Origin of the sequence: Pseudomonas sp. CNPSo 3701, assembly GCF_028674975.1 — a bacterium.
GTDB classification, from domain to species: Bacteria; Pseudomonadota; Gammaproteobacteria; order Pseudomonadales; family Pseudomonadaceae; genus Aquipseudomonas; species Aquipseudomonas straminea.
The window spans coordinates 974,317-993,088 of record NZ_JAQZSI010000001.1; the positions used below are offsets into that span (position 1 = coordinate 974,317).

An 18,772-nucleotide genomic window follows, 5' to 3' on the forward strand; every position below is an offset into this window, starting at 1 on the left:
TGGTGCAGAACAGGTTCATGGCGGCCTCCTCAGATCGCATTCTTGAGTTTCGGGTCCAGCGCATCGCGCAGGCCGTCGCCCATCAGGTTGATCGCCAGCACGCTAAGCAGGATGGCGAGGCCGGGCAGGGTCACCACCCACCAGGCGCGCTCGATGTAGTCGCGCGCCGAAGCCAGCATGGTGCCCCACTCAGGCGTTGGCGGTTGCACGCCCAGGCCGAGGAAGCCCAGGGCGGCGGCATCGAGAATCGCCGAGGAAAAGCTCAGGGTCGCCTGCACGATCAGCGGCGCCATGCAGTTGGGCAGCACGGTAATGAACATCAGCCGTGGCAGGCTGGCGCCGGCCAGGCGGGCGGCGGTGACGTAGTCGCGGTTCAGCTCGCCCATCACCGCAGCGCGGGTCAGGCGCACGTAGGAGGGCAGCGAGACAATGGCAATGGCGATCACGGTGTTGATCAGGCCTGGGCCGAGGATGGCGACGATGGCCACGGCCAGCAGCAGCGAGGGCAGGGCCAGCATGATATCCATCAGGCGCATGATCGACGGGCCCATCAGGCGCGGGAAGAAGCCGGCGACCAGGCCCAGCAGCAGGCCGGGAATCAGCGAGATGACCACCGAGGCCAGGCCGATCAGCAGCGACAGGCGCGCGCCGTGGATCAGCCGCGAGAGCAGGTCGCGGCCCACTTCGTCGGTGCCGAGGATGAACTGCCATTGCCCGCCTTCGAGCCAGACCGGCGGGGTCAGCAGGGCGTCACGGAACTGTTCGCTGGGCGAATAGGGCGCGATCCATGGCGCGAACAGCGCGCAGAACACCATCAGCAGCATGAAGCCGAGGCCGGCGACAGCGCCCTTGTTGTGGCTGAACGCGCGCCAGAATTCCTTCAGCGGCGAGGGGTAGACCAGGGCCTGGTCCAGCGGTGTAGTCGTGGTCGAGGTCATGCTCGCACCTCATGAATAGCTGATTTTGGCGTAACCCGGGTCGAGCGCAACGACACCCGGGAGAGAGCGACCTGGGTATCGCGCTGCCCAACCCAGGCTACGAATACGTTGGTGTTTTCTGAATAGCTCCAGCGAGCCAAATGCAGGGACATTTCAGGCTCCTTTATCAGCGCTGGTGGCGAATGCGTGGGTTAACGAGTCCATAGAGGATGTCCACCACGAAGTTGACCAGGATCACCAGGCAGGCGATCAGCAGGATGCCGTTCTGCACCACGGGGTAGTCGCGGGCACCGATGGACTCGATCAGCCACTTGCCGATGCCCGGCCAGGAGAAGATGGTTTCGGTCAGTACCGCCCCGGCGAGCAGAGTGCCGACCTGCAGGCCGAACACGGTGAGCACCGGAATCAGTGCGTTGCGCAGGCCGTGCACGAATACCACGCGGGCCGGCGACAGGCCCTTGGCGCGGGCGGTGCGCACGTAGTCCTCACGCAGCACTTCGAGCATCGCCGAGCGGGTCATGCGGGCGATCACCGCCAACGGGATGGTGCCCAGCACGATGGCCGGCAGGATCAGGTGGCGCAGGGCGTTGCCGAACGCGCCTTCCTCATCGGACAGCAGGGTGTCGATCAGCATGAAGCCGGTGACCGGCTGGATGTCGTAGAGCAGGTCGATACGCCCCGATACCGGCGTCCAGCCGAGCCACACCGAGAAGAACATGATCAGCAGCAGGCCCCACCAGAAGATCGGCATCGAATAGCCGGCCAGGGAAATGCCCATCACCCCGTGATCGAATAACGAGCCCCGTTTGAGCGCGGCGATCACCCCGGCAATCAGCCCCAGCGTGCCGGAAAACAGCAGCGCGGCCAGAGTGAGCTCCAGGGTGGCGGGAAACAGGGTGGTGAACTCGCTCCACACCGGGGTGCGGGTGCGCAGCGATTCACCCAGGTCGCCCTGGGCCAGCTGGCCGATGTAATCGAAGTACTGGGCATACAGGGGCTTGTTGAGGCCCAGACGCTCCATGGCTTCGGCGTGCATCTGCGGGTCGACGCGCCGCTCGCCCATCATCACTTCCACGGGGTCGCCGGGGATCATGCGGATGAGCGCGAAGGTCAGCAGCGTAACCCCGAAGAACGTGGGGATCAGCAGGCCCAGGCGCCGGGCAATAAAACTCAACATCGTGGGAGGTACCTCATTGGCCGGTCAGGCAGCCCGCCGGCGTGTGTACCGCCGGCGGTGTGTTTTTATCTACTTCACCTGGGTGGTGGCGAAGTTGTTATTGGTCAGTGGGCTGATGTGATAGCCCTCGACGTTCTTGCGCATGGCGGTGAACAGTTTCGGGTGGGCCACGTTGATCCAGGGTTGACCCTCGGCGTAGATCGCCAGAGCCTGGCGGTAGAGGCCGGCACGTTGATCGTTGTCGGTCACGCCGCGGGCCTGGGTGATCAGGTCCTGGAACTTAGGGTTGCACCAGCGCGCATAGTTCTCGCCGTTTTTCGCCGCATCGCAGCTCAGCAGCGGGGTCAGGAAATTGTCCGGGTCGCCGTTGTCGCCGGCCCAGCCGGAGGACACCAGGTCGCCTTCGCCCTTCTTGGCACGGCGCAGCATCTCGCCCCACTCCATCACGCGGATATCGAGCTTCAGGCCGATCTCGGCAAGGTCGGCCTGGAGCATTTCTGCCGACAGGCGCGGGTTGGGGTTGGTCTGGCCGCCGCCGCTGCGGGTGAACAGGGTAAGCACGGCGCCTTCCGGCACGCCGGCTTCCTTGAGCAGGGCACGGGCCTTGTCGAGGTCGCGGGGCGGGTTGCGGTTGTCGTCGTTGTAGCCGATCAGCACCGGCGGGTAGGGATTGACCGCCACCAGCGCGTTGCCCTTGCCGAACAGCTGCTCGACGTGGCGCTGGCGGTCGAAGGCGAGGTTGATCGCCTGGCGCACGCGCACGTCGCTCAGGTATTTGTGCTCGGTGTTCATGGCGATATAGCCGGTGACGATGGCCTCGATCTCGTCGACCTTGAGGTTGGCATCGGCCTTGATCGACGGCACGTCATCAGGCTTGGGGTACAGCGCCACCTGGCACTCGTTGGCGCGCAGCTTCTGCAGGCGGGTGTTGTTGTCGGTGGCGATGGCGAAGATCAGTGGGTCGGCCGGCGGCTTGCCGCGGAAGTAGTCGGGGTTGGCCTTGAAGCGAACCTGGGCGTCCTTGTTGTAGCGCTGGAAGATGAACGGCCCGGTGCCGATCGGCTTGCTGTTGAGCTCGCCGGTCTTGCCGGCCTTGAGCAGCTGGTCGCCGTACTCGGCGGAGTAGATCGAGGTAAATGGCATGGCCATGTCACGCAGGAACGGCGCTTCGGGGCGGTTCAGGGTGATGACCACGGTGTGGTCGTCGGTCTTGGTCACCGACTTGAGCAGGTCGCGGAACGCCATGCTCTCGAAATAGGGGTAGCCCACGCTGGCCTTGGCGTGCCACGGGTGCTTGGGGTCGAGCTGGCGATTGAGGCTCCACAGCACGTCGTCGGCGTTGAATTCGCGGCTCGGCGTGAAGTAATCGGTGGTGTGGAATTTCACGCCTTTACGCAGGTGAAAGGTGTAGGTCAGGCCGTCGTCGCTGATCTCCCAGCTTTCGGCCAACGCCGGCTGAATGTCAGTGGTGCCGGGCTTGAAGTCGACCAGGCGGTTGAACACCGTCTCGGCCGAGGCATCGGCGGTCACCGCGGTGGTGTACTGCACGATGTCGAAACCCTCGGGGCTCGCCTCGGTACATACCACCAGCGGTTTGGCGGCCAGATTGCCGGCGGCGCCGAGAACCAGGGCGGCCAGGGCAGCGCGTAGCGGTAGTGTCTTCATCGGATGTCCCCCGCGGTTGAGGTCAGCATAGACGTACGGCCTGCAAGGGGCAGGCCGTGAGCCGGTTTTCAGAAGGATGCGTGCACCATCGGTCGTTGCCAGTGGCAAGCCCGAGGACTGAGCGCTGATCGCGCTGGTCACCCAGGCTTGTCGGTTGGCGGGTCGCCGCGCGGTTGTCCGCGAGGCGGCCAATCAGTCGTTGCTGACACCGATAAAGCTGTTACGCCCGAACGGGCTGATCTGGAAGCCCTTCACGCTGGTGCGCATCGGCTGGTACACGGTGGAGTGGGCGATCGGGGTGATCGGCACTTCACGCTTGAGCACCACCTGAGCCTGCTTGTACAGCTCGCTGCGCTCGTTCTGGTCGGTCACGCGCTTGGCGGCCACTACCAGCTTGTCGTACTCGGCGTTGCACCACTTGGAGAAGTTGTTGCCGTCTACCGAGGCGCAGCCGTACAGGGTGCCGAGCCAGTTGTCGGGGTCACCATTGTCGCCGGTCCAGCCGATCAGCATGGCGTCGTGCTCGCCGGCGTGGGCGCGCTTGATGTACTCGCCCCACTCGTAGCTGACGATGCGTGCCTTGACGCCGACCTTGGCCCAGTCGGCCTGCAGCATTTCGGCCATCAGACGGGCGTTGGGGTTGTAGGGGCGCTGCACAGGCATGGCCCACAGGGTGATTTCGGTGCCTTCCTTCACGCCGGCGGCCTTGAGCAGTTCCTTGGCCTTTTCCGGGTTGTAGGGCGCGTCCTTGATCGACTCGTCGTAGGACCACTGGGTCGGCGGCATGCCGTTGACGGCCAGCTGGCCGGCGCCCTGGTACACGGCGTCGATGATGGCTTTCTTGTTCACCGCCATATCCAGCGCCTGGCGCACTTCGAGTTTGTCGAACGGCGCGCGGGTCACGTTGTAAGCGATGTAGCCCAGGTTGTAACCCGGAGCGGTCGGCACATTGAGGTTCTTGTCCGCCTGTAGGCCCTTGAGGTCGGCCGGACGCGGGTTCAGGGTGATCTGGCATTCGCCGGCGCGCAGCTTCTGGGCGCGTACCGAAGCGTCGGTGTTGATCGAGAAGATCAGGTTGTCGATCTTCACGTCATCCGGGTTCCAGTATTCCTTGTTGCCTTTGTAGCGAATCGCCGCGTCTTTCTGGTAACGGCTGAACACGAACGGGCCGGTGCCGATCGGCTTCTGGTTGATTTCTGCGGCCTTGCCGGCCTTGAGCAACTGGTCGGCGTACTCGGCGGAATGGATGCCGGCGAAGTTCATCGCCAGGTTCTGCACGAACGCGGCGTCCACTTCCTTGAGGGTGAAGACCACGGTGTGGTCATCTTTCTTCTCGACCTTGGCGATGTTCTTGTCCAGGCCCATATCGGTGAAATACGGGAACTCGCTGGGGTAAGCCTTGCGGAACGGGTGGTTGCGGTCGAGCATGCGGTTGAAGGTGAACAGCACGTCGTCGGCGTTGAATTCGCGGCTCGGCTTGAAGTAATCAGTGGTGTGGAACTTGACCCCTTCGCGCAGGTGGAAGGTGTAGGTCAGGCCGTCTTCGCTGATGTCCCAGGAAGTCGCCAGGCCCGGCTGAGCCTTGGTGCCGCCACGCTCGAATTCGGCCAGGCGGTTGAAGATGGTTTCCGACGCCGCATCGAAGTCGGTACCAGTGGTGTACTGGCCGGGGTCGAACCCACCTGGGCTGCCTTCGGAGCAATACACCAGATTGCTGGCCTGGGCGAGCGAAACACTGGAGAGCAGACCTGCCGTGAGCAGAGCCTTGCACAGGAGAGACATGCGCATGCGAACCTCTTTTTTCTTTTTGTTCGCGCCTGGGTTCAGCGCGAGCTCGATATGCGGTGAAAGCGGATAGCCCACCGGGTCGGGCTCGAAATTAAGTCATGCTGAAATTTCGGTCAACAAAAATTAAGCGGCACTAACATTGCGCATATTTGCCCTGAATTGGGGCGAAAATCACTCTTGCGCTGGGCTATCGCCGAACAATTGCATGGTGGTCATGGTGAGCACTTCGGCGGGCTCGTCGGCGGCGTTGATCAGCCGGTGCAGCTTGCCGGCATCGAAATGCACGGAGTCGCCAGGGCCGAGCGGATAGTCGCGACCTTCGATGGTGTAGACGATATGCCTGGCCAGCACGTAGGAGAACTCCACGCCCTCGTGGGCGATCAGTTCCGATTCGTAGCCCACCGGAATATTCATTTTCACGGCGTTGATCGAGTTGCCGGGAAACGAGCTGGACAGGCGCTCGTAGGCCAGCAGTTGGCCGCCAACCGTGTAGCGCACGCGCTCGTTGACGTGGGAGTCGGGCTGCGCCTGTACGGGTTGGTCGAACAGGGCGTTGAGCGGCACGTTCAGGGACTTGGCGATGCTCGCCAGGGACGAGATCGACACGCCGGTGAGGTTGCGCTCGGCCTGGGACAGGAAGCTGGCGGTCAGGCCGGCGTCGGCGGCCACCTGGTTGAGGGTCTTGCCGGCGGCCCGCCGGTAGCGGCGCAGGCGTTCGCCAATGCGATCTGCGGTCATGGGCAAAGTTCGTTGTTGGAGTTGGCGCAGTATACCCAGCCAGCGTAGGGACTTCAGCCGTCAGATTACGCACTATTTAAGTGCCACTGAAAAATGCTTTGACCAGAATTTAAGTTGCACTTAAATTTTGCCGCAGTGAATGACCCGGCAGCGATCTCCGCTGCCGTCGCCAGACGAGGATGTGCAGATGACACTGGGAGTGGGCGGTAGCACGCCGGAGCAGGCCTTGGCGCGCTTGCAGGACATGACGGCCGGCACGCAGCCGATCGGTGAAGCGGAGTACCGGGCACGCATCGCACGGGCCCAGGCGCTGATGCGTGAGCAGAGCATCGAGGCGCTGTTCGTGGCTGCCGGCAGCAACCTGCAGTACTTCACCGGGGTCAAGTGGAACCCCAGCGAGCGCATGGTCGGCGCCATCCTGCCGGCCAGCGGCGAGGTGGAGTACCTGGCACCGGCGTTCGAAGAAGGCACGGTACGTGATTTTCAGGAGGTGCCGGGCACCATCAACACCTGGGAGGAGCACGAGAGCCCCTACGCGCTGCTGCTGCGCTGCCTGCGTCGTCTTGGCGTAACGCCCAACGATGGTACGCCGCCTCAGGTAGGTCTTTGTTCCTCCTTGCCTTTTTTCATGTTCGAGGGCATTCGCAAGCTGACCAGCGGTTACCGTTTCGTCGACGCCGGGTCGGTTACCGCCCTGTGCCGCCAGCGCAAGTCGGCCGCCGAAATCGCCCTGATGCAACGCGCCAAGGACATGACCCTGGAAGTGCACAAGGCCGCGGCGAGCATCCTTCACGAAGGCATCACCACCACCGAAGTCGGCGAATTCATTCGTCAGGCACACCGCAAGGTCGGCGCGCCGGGTTCGATCTTCTGCATCGTGCTGTTTGGCCCGGCCAGCGCCTTCCCCCATGGCGTCAAACATGCGCAGACCCTGAAGGATGGCGACATGGTGCTGATCGACACCGGCTGCCAGGTGCACAGCTACCTGTCGGACATCACCCGCAGCTACGTCTTCGGCACGCCGAGCGAGCGCCAGCGCGAGTTCTGGAACAAGGAAAAGGCCGCCCAGCAGGCGGCCTTCGAAGCCGCCGTGATCGGTGCGCCCTGCGCCAGCGTCGACGCCGCCGCTCGCCGCAGCCTGGAGGCCGCGGGCCTGGGCCCGGCCTACAAACTGCCGGGCCTGCCGCACCGCACCGGTCACGGCATCGGCCTGGACATCCACGAAGGCCCGTACCTGGTCGGTGGCGACGATACGCCGCTGGCCGAAGGCATGTGCTTCAGCAACGAGCCGATGATCTGTGTGCCGGGCGAGTTCGGCATCCGTTTGGAGGATCACTTCTACATGACGGCCGAAGGCCCGCGCTGGTTTACCCAGCCAAGCCACTCGGTGGATGATCCATTCGGGTTGAATGCCTGAACCGCCCCTTGGGCTTATCTTTGAGGCGACATTAAAGAGACTGCTGCAAGGCAGAAGTGGCCGGTGAGAATGTAGGAGGGGCTTTAGCCCCGAGCTTTTTATCAAGGTCACCAAAGAGCTCGGGGCTAAAGCCCCTCCTACGGATTACGCGACCGGCCGCACCCGCCTTTTTGCAGGCAACGCGCTGAATTCAATCCGCAAGATCATGAACAGGCTCCTGGAAACGAAAACGCCCGGCCAATTGGCCGGGCGTTTTTCATTCACCGCGCTGGTTCAGTCGATGCTGACGCCGTAGAAGGGCGTCAGGCCGAACGGGCTGATGCGGAAGTCCTGCACCTCCTTGCGCATGGGCTGGAACACCCGGGAGTTGGCGATCGGGGTGATCGGTACCTGAGCCTTGAGGATCTGCTGGGCCTGCTGATACAGCTTGATGCGCTCGTCGCGGTTGTTGGTGGTCTTGGCCTGGGTGACCAGCTTGTCATAGGCCGGGTCGCACCACTTGGCATAGTTGCTGCCCTTGACCGCTGCGCAGCTGTAGAGAACACCCAGCCAGTTGTCCGGGTCGCCGTTGTCGCCGGTCCAGCCGTAGATCATTACGTCGTGTTCGCCGGCCTTGGCGCGCTTGATGTACTCGCCCCACTCGTAGCTGACGATATTGGCCTTGATGCCGATCTTGTCCCAGTCGGCCTGAATCATCTGGGCCGAGAGCCTGGCGTTGGGGTTGGAGGCGCGCTGTACGGTCATGGCCCACAGGTTGATCTGGGTGCCGGGGGCGATGCCGGCCTCCTTGAGCAGTTGCCGGGCCTTTTGCGGATCGTGCGGAGCGTCCTTGATGTTCGGGTCGAAGCCCCACTGGCCAGGCGGCAGGGCGTTCTCGGCCACTTGCCCGGCACTGCGGTAAACGGCCTTGATGATCGCCGGCTTGTCGATGGCCATGTCCAATGCCTGGCGCACCTTGAGCTGGTCGAGTGGCGGGTGCGTGACGTTATAGGCCAGGAAGCCCAGGTTGAAGCCTGGCTGGCTGAGTACCTTGAGGTTCGGGGCCTTCTCGGCCAGCTCGATATCTTCGGGCCGCGGATAGCCGCTGACCTGGCATTCGCCGACCCTGAGCTTCTGCAGGCGCACGGCGGCGTCGGTGTTGATCGAGAAGATCAGGTTGTCGAGCTTCACGTCTTCGGGCTTCCAGTACTGCCGGTTGGCGGTATAGCGGATGCTGGAATCTTTCTGGTAGCGCTTGAACACGAACGGCCCGGTGCCGATCGGCTTCTGGTTGATCTCGCCGGGCTTGCCTTCCTTGAGCAGCTTGGCGGCGTACTCGGCCGACTGGATCGAGGCGAAGCTCATCGCCAGGTTCTGCACGAAAGCGGAATCGACATTGTTGAGGTTGAAGCGCACGCTGTAGTCGTCGAGCTTTTCCACGCTCTTGATCGTGGTATTCAGGCCCATGTCGGTGAAGTAGGGCGACTCCGAAGGATAAGCCTTGCGAAACGGCTGCTCGGGGTCGAGCAGGCGGTTGAAGGTGAACAGCACGTCGTCGGCGTTGAAGTCGCGGCTCGGCGTGAAATAGTCGGTGGTATGGAATTTCACACCCTTGCGCAGGTGGAAGGTGTAACTCAGCCCGTCATTGGCCACCTGCCACTCGGTGGCCAGCCCCGGTTCGACCTCGGTGCCGCCACGCTTGAACTGGGTGAGGCGGTTGAACACGGTTTCCGCCGACGCATCGAAATCCGTGCCGCTGGTGTACTGGCTGGGGTCGAAGCCGGCCGGACTGGCCTCGGAGCAGTAAACCAGGGTGCTGGCGGCCTGGGCCATTGGCGCACAGGCCAACAGTGCGGTGGTCAGTAGCAAGGGTTTGAATAGGGTCTTGTCCATGAATGTCCTGTCGACAGGTGTGAATCGGTGTGTCGATGGAGCATGCCGCACTCTGGATTTTTTCTACAAGATCATCTGGTTTGCTGCTAATAACCCGTTTGCGATCCTCGGCCACATTGCCTATGCGGTGCCGCACGGGCTCTGTGTGGTGCCGGCCAGTGCTTGCCGCTTTAGTGGCGGCGAGCCTGCTTATTTGTGCATAGTCGCAACCCCGTGATGGGCTGGCTGAGCACCCGCTTTCGTTGGCGTGACGACACGCCGTTGGCCTGCGTACCGGGTGAGTTCGGCGTCCGCCTGGAAGATCACTTCTATATGACGGTCGAAGGCCCGCGCTGGTTTACCCAGCCAAGCCACTCGGTTGACGACCCGTTCGGGCTGAATGCCTGAAGCGTCCCTGGAGCCGATTTTTGGGCGATATGAAATGCAAAAGCGGACATCGGGCGATCTGGTAGGAGTGGCTTTAGCCGCGAGCTTTTTATCAAGGCAAATAAAGAGCTCGGGGCTGAAGCCCCTCCTACAAAGCCACGCATTCATTGGCCGCTCTCACCTTTTGCAGGCAACGCGCTGAAGTCGATCTGCAAGATCACGAACAGGCTCCCGGAAACGAAAACGCCCGGCCAATCGGCCGGGCGTTTTCATTCACGCAGCAGGAGTTACTCGATGCTCACACCGTAGAAGGAGTTCAGGCCGAACGGGCTGATCTTGAAGTCCTTCACCCGGGTGCTCATCGGCTGGTACACCGTGGAGTGGGCGATTGGCGTGTTCTGCACGTCGGCCTTGAGCAGCTGCTGGGCCTGCTTGTAGAGCGCGGTACGCTCGTCGCGGTCGTTGATCGCCTTGGCTTTCTTGATCAGCGCGTCGAACTCCTTGTTGCACAGGCGGCTGTAGTTGTTGCCGCCAATGGAGTCGCAGCCGTACAGCACGCCCAGCCAGTTGTCGGGGTCACCGTTGTCGCCGGTCCAACCGATCAGCAGGGTGTCGTGCTCGCCGGCCTTGGCGCGTTTGTTGTACTCGCCCCACTCGTAGCTGACGATGCGTGCCTTGATGCCGACCTTGGCCCAGTCGGCCTGCAGCATCTCGGCCATCAGCTTGGCGTTGGGGTTGTATGGGCGCTGCACGGGCATGGCCCACAGGGTGATCTCGGTGCCTTCCTTCACGCCAGCAGCCTTGAGCAGCTCCTTGGCCTTTTCCGGGTTATAGGGGGTGTCCTTGATGGTGTCGTCATAGGACCACTGGGTCGGCGGCATGCCGTTGACCGCCACCTGGCCGGCGCCCTGGTACACCGCATTGATGATCGCCGGCTTGTTGATGGCCATGTCCAGCGCCTGGCGTACTTCCAGCTTGTCGAGCGGCTTGTGCTCGGTGTTGTAGGCCAGGTAGCCGACGTTGAAGCCGGCCTGCTCGGGCATCTGCAACTTGGGATCCTTCTTCAGGGTTTCCAGGTCGGCCGGGCGCGGGAACACGCTGACGTGGCACTCGCCGGCGCGTAGCTTCTGCATGCGCACCGACGGGTCGGTGTTGATGGCGAAGATCAGGTTGTCGATCTTCACGTCATCCGGATTCCAGTATTCCTTGTTGCCCTTGTAGCGGATCTGCGCGTCCTTCTGGTACCGGCTGAACACGAACGGGCCGGTGCCGATGGGCTTCTGGTTGATTTCCGAGGCCTTGCCGGCCTTGAGCAGCTGGGCGGCGTATTCGGCCGAGTGGATCGAGGCGAAGCTCATGGCCATGTTCTGGATGAACGCGGCATCGACGGTGTTGAGGGTGAAGCGCACCGTGTGTTCGTCGACCTTTTCGATCTTGGCGATGTTCTTGTCCATGCCCATGTCGGTGAAGTACGGGAACTCGGTGGGGTACGCCTTGCGGAAGGGGTCGTCCTTGTTGAGCATGCGGTTGAAGGTGAACAGCACGTCGTCGGCGTTGAATTCGCGGCTCGGCTTGAAGTAGTCGGTGGTGTGGAATTTCACGCCTTTACGCAGGTGGAAGGTGTAGGTGAGGCCGTCATCGCTGATGTCCCACTTCTCCGCCAGGCCCGGCACCACCGAGGTGCCACCACGCTCGAACTGCGAGAGGCGGTTGAAGACGGTTTCCGCCGCGGCATCGAAATCGGTGCCGGTGGTGTAGAGCCCCGGGTCGAAGCCCGCAGGGCTGCCTTCGGAGCAGTACACCAGGTTGCCGGCGGCCTGTGCGAAGGGTGCGCTGGCTATCAGGCCGGCGACGACAAAAGCCTGGATAAAGGCGTTCTTGTGCATGGTTACCTCATGTCTGTTGTGATTTTTCCTGAGGGGTCTGCTGCGTTGAAGCGTGGCGTGTCGGATGGTGACGAGCCTGCCTTGAGCCTAGACCTTGTTTCAGCCTATGCATGGCCTGTGCCGAAAAGCGCGGGGCAAAAAAAGAGGAGGTTGCGAGCGTGCTCGCAACCTCCTCTTTCGTGACGCCGGCAGGCGGATTACAGCTGCACTTCGATCACGCCGTCGGCGTTCATGGTCACCTGGCTGGTACCGGCTTCGACCTCTGGCGTTGCGCTGTCGGAAAACGCCGAGGCCCTCATGGCCTCCATGCGCATCGGTGGACGTACGAAGCCGCCGCTGTTGAGGTTCAGGCTGACCAGCTTGTAGCTCTTGCCGCCCAGGGCTTCGGTGGTCAGCTGGGCGCGCTCCTTGAAGGCCGCGACGGCGTCCTTGATCAGCGCGTCTTCTTCCTTCTTGCGGGTGGCGTCGGCAATGCTGAAGCTCATGCCGCCCATCTTCAGGGTTTTCAGCATCTCGCCGGTGAGCTTGGAGAGGGCGGCGAAGTCGGCGCTTTCCAGGCGAATTTCGGCACGCTCGCGCCAGGCGCTGATTTCTTCACCTTTCTCGCTGTATACCGGGTAGCTGTTGCGGCTGCCCTGGGAAACTGTCACGCCCTTCACGCCGCGGGCCTGGGTCAGGCCGGCATTGAGGGTGAGGGTGATCTCGGCGGCCAGTGCCGCCGGGTCCTTTTGCTGGGCTTCGGTGTACAGGGTGACCTGCATCAGGTCGTGGGCCACTTCATGGCTGACCTGGGTGCTCAGGGAAATCTGGTTGTAGCGCGGCTCTTCGGCGTGCGCGGCGATGCTCAGCAGGCCGGCGGTGGTGAAGGCCAGTGCGGTGGCGAGGCGGGACAGTGGCAGCATGGCGATTCCTTTTCGGTTACGTGCGGCTGGCTGCCGCGTTCATCAAGGTAGACGAAGGACATCGGGTAACCGGGTCAAGGTTCGGCAAATTTTTTTGCAGGGCAGGTAGCCAGCGCTTTTCAGGCAGTAGCCGGTGCAGCGGGGAACCACGCCCGGCCAGTGCCGGGCGTGGTGTGCGGTCAGGCGGGAGTGACGTGGGCATCAGGCAGCGCGGCGGGCGCCGGCGCTACGGTGTCATGCCGTTCGCGGGCAAGGGTCCAGACCAGAATGGCAGCGACGATATCGAAGATCGCCAGTACCACGAACAGCGGGCTGTAGCCGATCTGGGTGACCAGCACGCCGAACACCAGGGTGAAGGCTGCAGCGCCCAGGTAGCCGCACATGCCGCCCAGGCCGGTGGCAGTGGCCACCTGATCCTTCTTGAAGGAGTCGGAGGTGATCGAGTAGAGCGCGCCGGACAGCGTCTGGTGCGCGAAACCGCCGATGCACAGCAACAGAATCGCCGTGTACGGGCTTTCCACCAGGCCGATGCAGGCCGGGCCGATCATGCAGCTGGCGCCGAACAGCAGCACCATCTTGCGCGAGGTGAACAGCGACACCTTGCAGTAGCGGTGGAAGAACGGGCTCAGGTAGCCGCCGAGCACGCAGCCGATGTCGGCGGCAAGGAAGGGCAGCCAGGCGAACATGGCGATTTCCTTGATGTTCATGTGCCGCTCGGTCATCAGGTACAGCGGAATCCAGGCGTTGAAGGTCTGCCAGGCCGGTTCGGACAGCACCCGCGCGGCGGCAATCGCATAGAAGTTGCGCACCTTGAAGATGCCTTTCCAGGCGCCTTTCTCACGCTTCTCGCTGTGCAGGTGGGCTTCCTGACCAGAAAGGATGTAGTCGCGCTCTTCGTCGCCCAGGCGCTTCTGGTCACGCGGGTGCTTGTAGAGCCAGGCCCACAGCAGCGTCCACACCAGGCCCGAGCCGCCGACGATCAGAAACGCCAGCTGCCAGCCGCTGTGCAAGATCGCCCAGACCACCAGGGGCGGCGCCAGCAGCGCGCCAAGGGAGGAGCCGATGTTGAACCAGCCGATGGCCACCGAGCGCTCCTTGGCCGGGAACCATTCGGTGGTGGCCTTCACGCCAGCCGGTAGGCCGGCTGCTTCGGTGATGCCGAGCAGACCGCGCATGAACGCCATGCTCTTCCAGTCGGTAGCCAGCGCGGCAGATGCGCAGGCGATGGACCAGCCAATGGCGAACACCGCGAAACCCAGTTTGGTGCCGATGAAGTCGATGACCCAGCCAGCAATGGGCTGCATGAGGGCGTAGCAGATCTGCCAGGCGGCGACGATCTTGGCGTATTGCTCGGTGCTGATGGCGAGGTCGGTCATCAGCGTGGGCGCGGCGACCGACAGGGTGTTGCGAGCGAGGTAGTTGATGACCAGGCCGGCAGTGACCAGGCTGACCATCCACCACCGGATACCTTTTATTCTCATTATTTCACCTGAATTATTCTTGGAGACTGGTGATTGTTCAGGGCTGCTTTCGTGAGCGCTCTGAGACAATTTGTTACATATATGCGCTCTCAAGAAATATGTTGTCATACAACATAAATATATGAATATTGAGTTTTGTTTTTATAACTAAAAAGGAATTTGGCGCTGATTTGCGGGCTTTTAACCGTTTTGACGTGCGTTACTGCTCGGTTTTGTCGCGCGGTATAGGCGGGAACCTGCCGCGAAAAACGGCGATATAGCTGTGTTGTACGATGACGTGTGGCGTGGTGCCATCCTTATTGCGGTAAGGATGAGGGCAGCGGGCTGTACCTCATGACTTGCGCGTGCGCACGTGCATGACGATGCAATCGAGCCTGCCGCCTGGGCTGCTGCGGCGCGTTGCCGCATCAGCCGGCAGGTGGCCTTGGTTATACTCGCCGAGCTCGCCATGAGCCTTTAGGAGAGTTGATGCTGGCCCCTGTTCAGTTGTTGTCCGCCAGTCGCCAGAACCTCTGGCGGCTGACCCTGATTCGCCTCCTGGTGCTGGCCGCGCAAGCCGGTTCGGTTGGCCTGGCGTATAAATCCGATCTGTTGCCGCTGCCCTGGCTGCAGCTGAGCATCACCCTGGGCGCGTCCTTGGTGCTGTTCCTGCTGACGGCGCTGCGCTTGCGCGGGCCCTGGCCGGTTACCGAGGCCGAGTACGCCATTCACCTGGGCTTCGACCTGATCATCCACAGCGTGCTGCTGTATTACTCGGGCGGCTCCACCAACCCCTTCGTGTCCTATTACCTGGTGCCGCTGACCATCGCCGCCGCGACGCTGCCATGGCTGTTCACCATGATTCTCGGCGGCATGGCGCTGGCGTCCTACACGCTGCTGCTGGTCTGGTCGCACCCGCTGCAACTGCCCGTGGGGCCACGCGAGAGCCTGCTGGTGTACGGCATGTGGCTGAGCTTCGCCCTGGCGGCGGGGCTGATCACCTTCTTCGTCGCCAAGATGGCCGAGGAACTGCGCCAACAGGAAAAACTGCGCGCCGAGCGCCGTGAGGAGGGTATGCGTGACCAGCAGTTGCTGGCCGTTGCCACCCAGGCTGCCGGCGCCGCCCACGAGCTGGGCACGCCGCTGGCAACCATGAGCGTGCTGATCAAGGAGCTGCGCCGCGAGCACCAGAATCCGCTGCTGCAGGAGGACCTGGCGCTGCTGCAGGAGCAGGTCAAACTGTGCAAGGAAACCCTCCAGCACCTGGTGCGCGCCGCCGAAGCGGATCGACGCCAGGCCGTGGTGGAAATGCCGGCGGTCAGCTGGCTGGAAACTACCCTCAACCGCTGGCACCTGATGCGCCCCGAAGCCAGCTATCGTTACGAGTGCTTGGGCGTGGGCAAGTCGCCGCAGTTGATGCCGCCGGCTGACCTCACCCAGGCGCTGCTCAATCTGCTCAACAACGCCGCCGATGCCTGCCCTGATAACCTGGAAATTAGCCTGGACTGGGATCACCAGTGGGTGCGCCTGAGCATCCGCGATTACGGCGCCGGTGTACCCTTGGCCATCGCCGAGCAGCTGGGCCGGCCGTTCTTCACCACCAAGGGTAAAGGCAAGGGCTTTGGCCTCGGCCTGTTTCTCAGCCAGGCAAGCGTCAGCCGGGCCGGCGGCACGGTGAAGCTGTATAACCATGAAGAAGGCGGCACGCTCACCGAGCTCAAGTTGCCGCGCGCCTACGCCCGGGTGTGAGCCCGGCGCAGGTTTGTCGATACGCCGTACTGCCGAGTCGGCAGGCCGCGAGCATGTTTTGAGGAGTGACCCCATGAGTGACGAAACGCTGCTGGAAAGCGAAGAACAGCCCCACCTGCTGCTGGTCGACGACGATCCCACCTTTACCCGCGTGATGGCCCGCGCCATGAGCAGCCGCGGGCTGCGCGTCTCTACCGCCGCCAGCGCCGACGAAGGCCTGGCGCTGGCCACCCAGGATCTGCCGGACTATGCCGTGCTCGACCTGAAGATGGAAGGCGACTCCGGCCTGGTGCTGCTGCCCAAGCTCTTGGAACTGGATGCCGAGATGCGCGTGGTGATCCTTACCGGTTACTCGAGCATCGCCACCGCCGTGGAGGCCATTAAACGCGGCGCCTGCAACTACCTGTGCAAGCCCGCCGATGCCGACGACGTGCTGGCCGCACTGCTGACCCAGCACGCCGACCTCGACACTCTGGTGCCGGAAAACCCCATGTCGGTGGATCGCTTGCAGTGGGAGCACATCCAGCGCGTGCTGACCGAGCACGAGGGCAACATTTCGGCGACCGCCCGCGCCCTGGGCATGCACCGCCGTACCCTGCAGCGCAAACTGCAGAAGCGCCCGGTTCGCCGCTGAGGTCAGTCGCATTGCTTGCGAGCGGCGCGCCCTGACAAGCGCCCGCCCGAAGGGCTGAAGCCTTGCTATCATTAGCAGCCTATCGACGTGCCTGAGCGCAGGCGTGTCGGCGCTTTCCATGGCCTCTTCACCCTTCGGAACCTCCATGCTCGCTGTAGTCCAGCAGACACTGGCGATCACCGCCCCCGTCTTCGCCATGCTGTTTCTCGGCGTGCTGCTCAAGCGGCTGCGCTGGATCGACGACCCCTTCATCGATACCGCCTCGTCCCTGGTGTTTCGCGGCACCATGCCGACGCTGCTGTTCATCAGCATCGTCCAGGCGGACCTGAGCACCGCGCTGCAACCTGCGCTGATCGGCTACTTCGTATTCGCTACCGTGGCGAGCTTCGCCCTGGCCTGGTTGTGGTCGATCTGGCGTTGCCCGAAGGTAGACCGCGGCATCTATACCCAGGGTGCGTTTCGCGGCAATAACGGCATCGTTGGTCTGGCCCTGGCCACCAGCATGTTCGGCGACTATGGCCTGTCGGTAGGCGCGGTGCTCGGTGGTATCGTGATCCTCTGCTACAACGTGCTGTCGGCCATCGTGCTGAACATCTACGCGCCAGGCATGAAGGCCGACCCCTGGTCGCTGTGCAAGAGCATTTTCACCAACCCGCTGATCATCGGCGTGCTATCGGCCATTCCCGTCGCCTACTGGAAGGTGCCGCTGCCGCACTGGACCATGGTCTCCGCCGAGTACTTCGCACAGATGACCCTGCCGCTCGCACTGATCTGCATCGGCGGCACGCTGTCCCTGGCCTCGCTGCGCGAGAGCAGCGCCATGGCGGTCAGCTCCAGCCTGATGAAGATGGTTTGGCTGCCATTTCTGGCGACCATCGGCGCCTGGGCTCTGGGCTTCCGCGGCGCCGACCTGGCGATCCTGTTCCTCTATCTGGGCAGCCCAACGGCAGCGTCGAGCTTCGTCATGGCCCGGGCGGTGAATGGTAACTACCAACTGGCCGCCGCGATCATCGTGATCACCACCCTTGCCGCGGTAGTCACCACCAACGTCGGGCTGTTGCTGCTGCAGTGGGCGGGATGGGTTTGACGGCGATTGTTGTGAGCGGACGCGCGTTGATTGTGATCCAGTACCGATTCGCAAGTGCCACGATTGTCAGCCTCCGGGCAACTCGCTAGCATTCCTGCCCAGCGTGTAACCTGATGTGACGGCGCCGCCCAATGCGGCTGATGACGCCGCACGCAGCGATCTCTTTTCTCAGAGCCAACAGTGTGAGTGCGGGCGCCAGCGCTGCTGAGCCGGCACAAGGAGTGCAGTGCGGTGGTTCGTTTCCCTCTGCGATGCCGATCCTTTCGGCGCGCGCCGGTCGCCTCGCGGCTGGTGCTGCTGCTCTGCGCCTTCTTGGCCATGCCATCGAGCTGGGCCGAGTCTGGCCGGGCCGAACCCTCTGTTTCCCTGCAATCGCCCACCGGCGGCTGGCGCTATCACGGCCTCAACGACGGCGACAATGATGCCCAGGTGGCCTATCCGACGCCGCCCATCGACCGGGGCGCGCAGCGTGGGCGCAGCCTGATTGAAGGCACTCTCAAGAACATCGGCCACCTGCGCGCGCCACATCGGCTGGTGGTCAACGGCAACCCGCTGCCGCTGTACACCGACGAGCAGGGCAGCTTCGCCCGGCCCTACGCCTTTGGCGCCGGCTCCAACAGCGTGGAGCTGGTGGCTGGCGAGGGCAAATCGCTCAAGCGCGTGCAGTTCTATGAGGCCAACAACCTGCGCACACCGGCGCGCATCCGTATGGTGCTGGGCTGGGACGATCCCAAGGCCGAGCTCGACCTGCATGTGGTCACCCCGGATGGCCAGCACGCGTTCTGGAGCCACCCGGTACTCACCAATGGCGGCGGCCTGGATGTCGACAGCGTCGACGGTCCCGGCCCGGAAATGTTCACCATGACTGCGCCGCTGCAAGGTACCTACCTGATCTACGTGAACTACTGGGGCAACCTGGGCAGCGAGGGCTACAACTTCGAGGCCGGCAGCAACCAGAACGAGATCATCACCGCGCAGATCAACCTGATCTTCAACGAGAACACCGTCAACGAGAAGCGCGATACCTTCGTGGTACCGCTGCGCGCCATTGGCGAGCTGCTTTTCGTGAAATCCTTCAATTACTGATATCCCG

The 18,772-nt window shown here is 62.9% G+C and carries 15 protein-coding genes and 1 pseudogene; 7 read left to right on the plus strand and 9 right to left on the minus strand.

Annotation, left to right across the window (positions count from 1 at the left end; all coding sequences use genetic code 11):
* Nucleotides 1-29: 29 nt before the first annotated feature.
* The 5 genes from PVA39_RS04385 to PVA39_RS04405 all read right to left on the minus strand — a co-directional run bounded on the left by PVA39_RS04385 (nucleotide 30) and on the right by PVA39_RS04405 (nucleotide 6,306).
* Complete coding sequence (locus tag PVA39_RS04385; protein ID WP_093499797.1) at nucleotides 30-938, minus strand: ABC transporter permease subunit; 909 nt, start codon at nucleotides 936-938, stop codon at nucleotides 30-32.
* Nucleotides 939-1,104: 166 nt separating this feature from the next.
* Entirely contained in the window at nucleotides 1,105-2,115 is a 1,011-nt protein-coding gene (locus PVA39_RS04390; RefSeq protein ID WP_093499795.1) for an ABC transporter permease subunit, read from the minus strand.
* Nucleotides 2,116-2,184: 69 nt separating this feature from the next.
* Complete coding sequence (locus PVA39_RS04395) at nucleotides 2,185-3,780, minus strand: ABC transporter substrate-binding protein (RefSeq protein WP_274122994.1); 1,596 nt, start codon at nucleotides 3,778-3,780, stop codon at nucleotides 2,185-2,187.
* Between the two features lie 192 nt (nucleotides 3,781-3,972).
* Nucleotides 3,973-5,568: an ABC transporter substrate-binding protein gene (locus PVA39_RS04400; RefSeq protein WP_093499791.1), complete on the minus strand. Its 1,596-nt coding sequence runs from the start codon at nucleotides 5,566-5,568 to the stop codon at nucleotides 3,973-3,975.
* A gap of 171 nt (nucleotides 5,569-5,739) precedes the next feature.
* Nucleotides 5,740-6,306 carry a helix-turn-helix domain-containing protein gene (locus PVA39_RS04405; RefSeq protein WP_274122995.1) on the minus strand — a complete coding sequence of 189 codons (567 nt, stop codon included), beginning with the start codon at nucleotides 6,304-6,306 and terminating at the stop codon, nucleotides 5,740-5,742.
* A 187-nt stretch (nucleotides 6,307-6,493) separates the two neighbouring features.
* Between PVA39_RS04405 and PVA39_RS04410 the strand changes: the two genes are divergently transcribed.
* A complete protein-coding gene (locus PVA39_RS04410; protein WP_274122996.1) occupies nucleotides 6,494-7,723 on the plus strand; it encodes a M24 family metallopeptidase in 1,230 nt (409 codons plus the stop codon).
* Between the two features lie 273 nt (nucleotides 7,724-7,996).
* Here PVA39_RS04410 and PVA39_RS04415 read toward each other — a convergent pair whose 3' ends face one another.
* Nucleotides 7,997-9,595: an ABC transporter substrate-binding protein gene (locus PVA39_RS04415; protein WP_274122997.1), complete on the minus strand. Its 1,599-nt coding sequence runs from the start codon at nucleotides 9,593-9,595 to the stop codon at nucleotides 7,997-7,999.
* Here PVA39_RS04415 and PVA39_RS04420 point away from each other — a divergent pair.
* Together PVA39_RS04420 and PVA39_RS04425 are read left to right on the plus strand one after the other, a co-directional pair.
* On the plus strand, nucleotides 9,594-9,812 hold the full coding sequence (locus PVA39_RS04420) for a hypothetical protein (RefSeq protein WP_274122998.1): 219 nt from the start codon (nucleotides 9,594-9,596) through the stop codon (nucleotides 9,810-9,812). The genes PVA39_RS04415 and PVA39_RS04420 overlap by 2 nt on opposite strands.
* A 41-nt stretch (nucleotides 9,813-9,853) precedes the next feature.
* A pseudogene (locus PVA39_RS04425) lies at nucleotides 9,854-9,982 on the plus strand (aminopeptidase P family protein); the annotation flags it as partial.
* A gap of 266 nt (nucleotides 9,983-10,248) precedes the next feature.
* On the opposite strand, the gene PVA39_RS04430 reads toward PVA39_RS04425, so the two are convergent.
* The 3 genes from PVA39_RS04430 to PVA39_RS04440 form a co-directional block, all read right to left on the minus strand.
* A complete protein-coding gene (locus tag PVA39_RS04430) occupies nucleotides 10,249-11,847 on the minus strand; it encodes an ABC transporter substrate-binding protein (protein WP_274122999.1) in 1,599 nt (532 codons plus the stop codon).
* A 197-nt stretch (nucleotides 11,848-12,044) separates the two neighbouring features.
* On the minus strand, nucleotides 12,045-12,749 hold the full coding sequence (locus tag PVA39_RS04435; RefSeq protein ID WP_274123000.1) for an SIMPL domain-containing protein: 705 nt from the start codon (nucleotides 12,747-12,749) through the stop codon (nucleotides 12,045-12,047).
* A gap of 179 nt (nucleotides 12,750-12,928) precedes the next feature.
* Complete coding sequence (locus PVA39_RS04440; protein ID WP_274123001.1) at nucleotides 12,929-14,230, minus strand: MFS transporter; 1,302 nt, start codon at nucleotides 14,228-14,230, stop codon at nucleotides 12,929-12,931.
* Between the two features lie 468 nt (nucleotides 14,231-14,698).
* Between PVA39_RS04440 and PVA39_RS04445 the strand changes: the two genes are divergently transcribed.
* From PVA39_RS04445 to PVA39_RS04460, 4 genes are all read left to right on the plus strand, one after another.
* Nucleotides 14,699-15,958 (plus strand): ATP-binding protein, encoded by a 1,260-nt coding sequence (locus PVA39_RS04445; RefSeq protein ID WP_013792793.1) that lies wholly within the window; start codon nucleotides 14,699-14,701, stop codon nucleotides 15,956-15,958.
* A gap of 73 nt (nucleotides 15,959-16,031) precedes the next feature.
* Nucleotides 16,032-16,592 carry a response regulator transcription factor gene (locus PVA39_RS04450; RefSeq protein ID WP_013792792.1) on the plus strand — a complete coding sequence of 187 codons (561 nt, stop codon included), beginning with the start codon at nucleotides 16,032-16,034 and terminating at the stop codon, nucleotides 16,590-16,592.
* 145 nt (nucleotides 16,593-16,737) lie between these two features.
* Nucleotides 16,738-17,679 (plus strand): AEC family transporter, encoded by a 942-nt coding sequence (locus PVA39_RS04455; RefSeq protein WP_093504235.1) that lies wholly within the window; start codon nucleotides 16,738-16,740, stop codon nucleotides 17,677-17,679.
* Between the two features lie 318 nt (nucleotides 17,680-17,997).
* The gene (locus PVA39_RS04460) at nucleotides 17,998-18,765 is read left to right on the plus strand and encodes a YfaP family protein (RefSeq protein WP_274123416.1); all 768 of its coding nucleotides are present in this window, start codon (nucleotides 17,998-18,000) and stop codon (nucleotides 18,763-18,765) included.
* Nucleotides 18,766-18,772 lie beyond the last annotated feature (7 nt).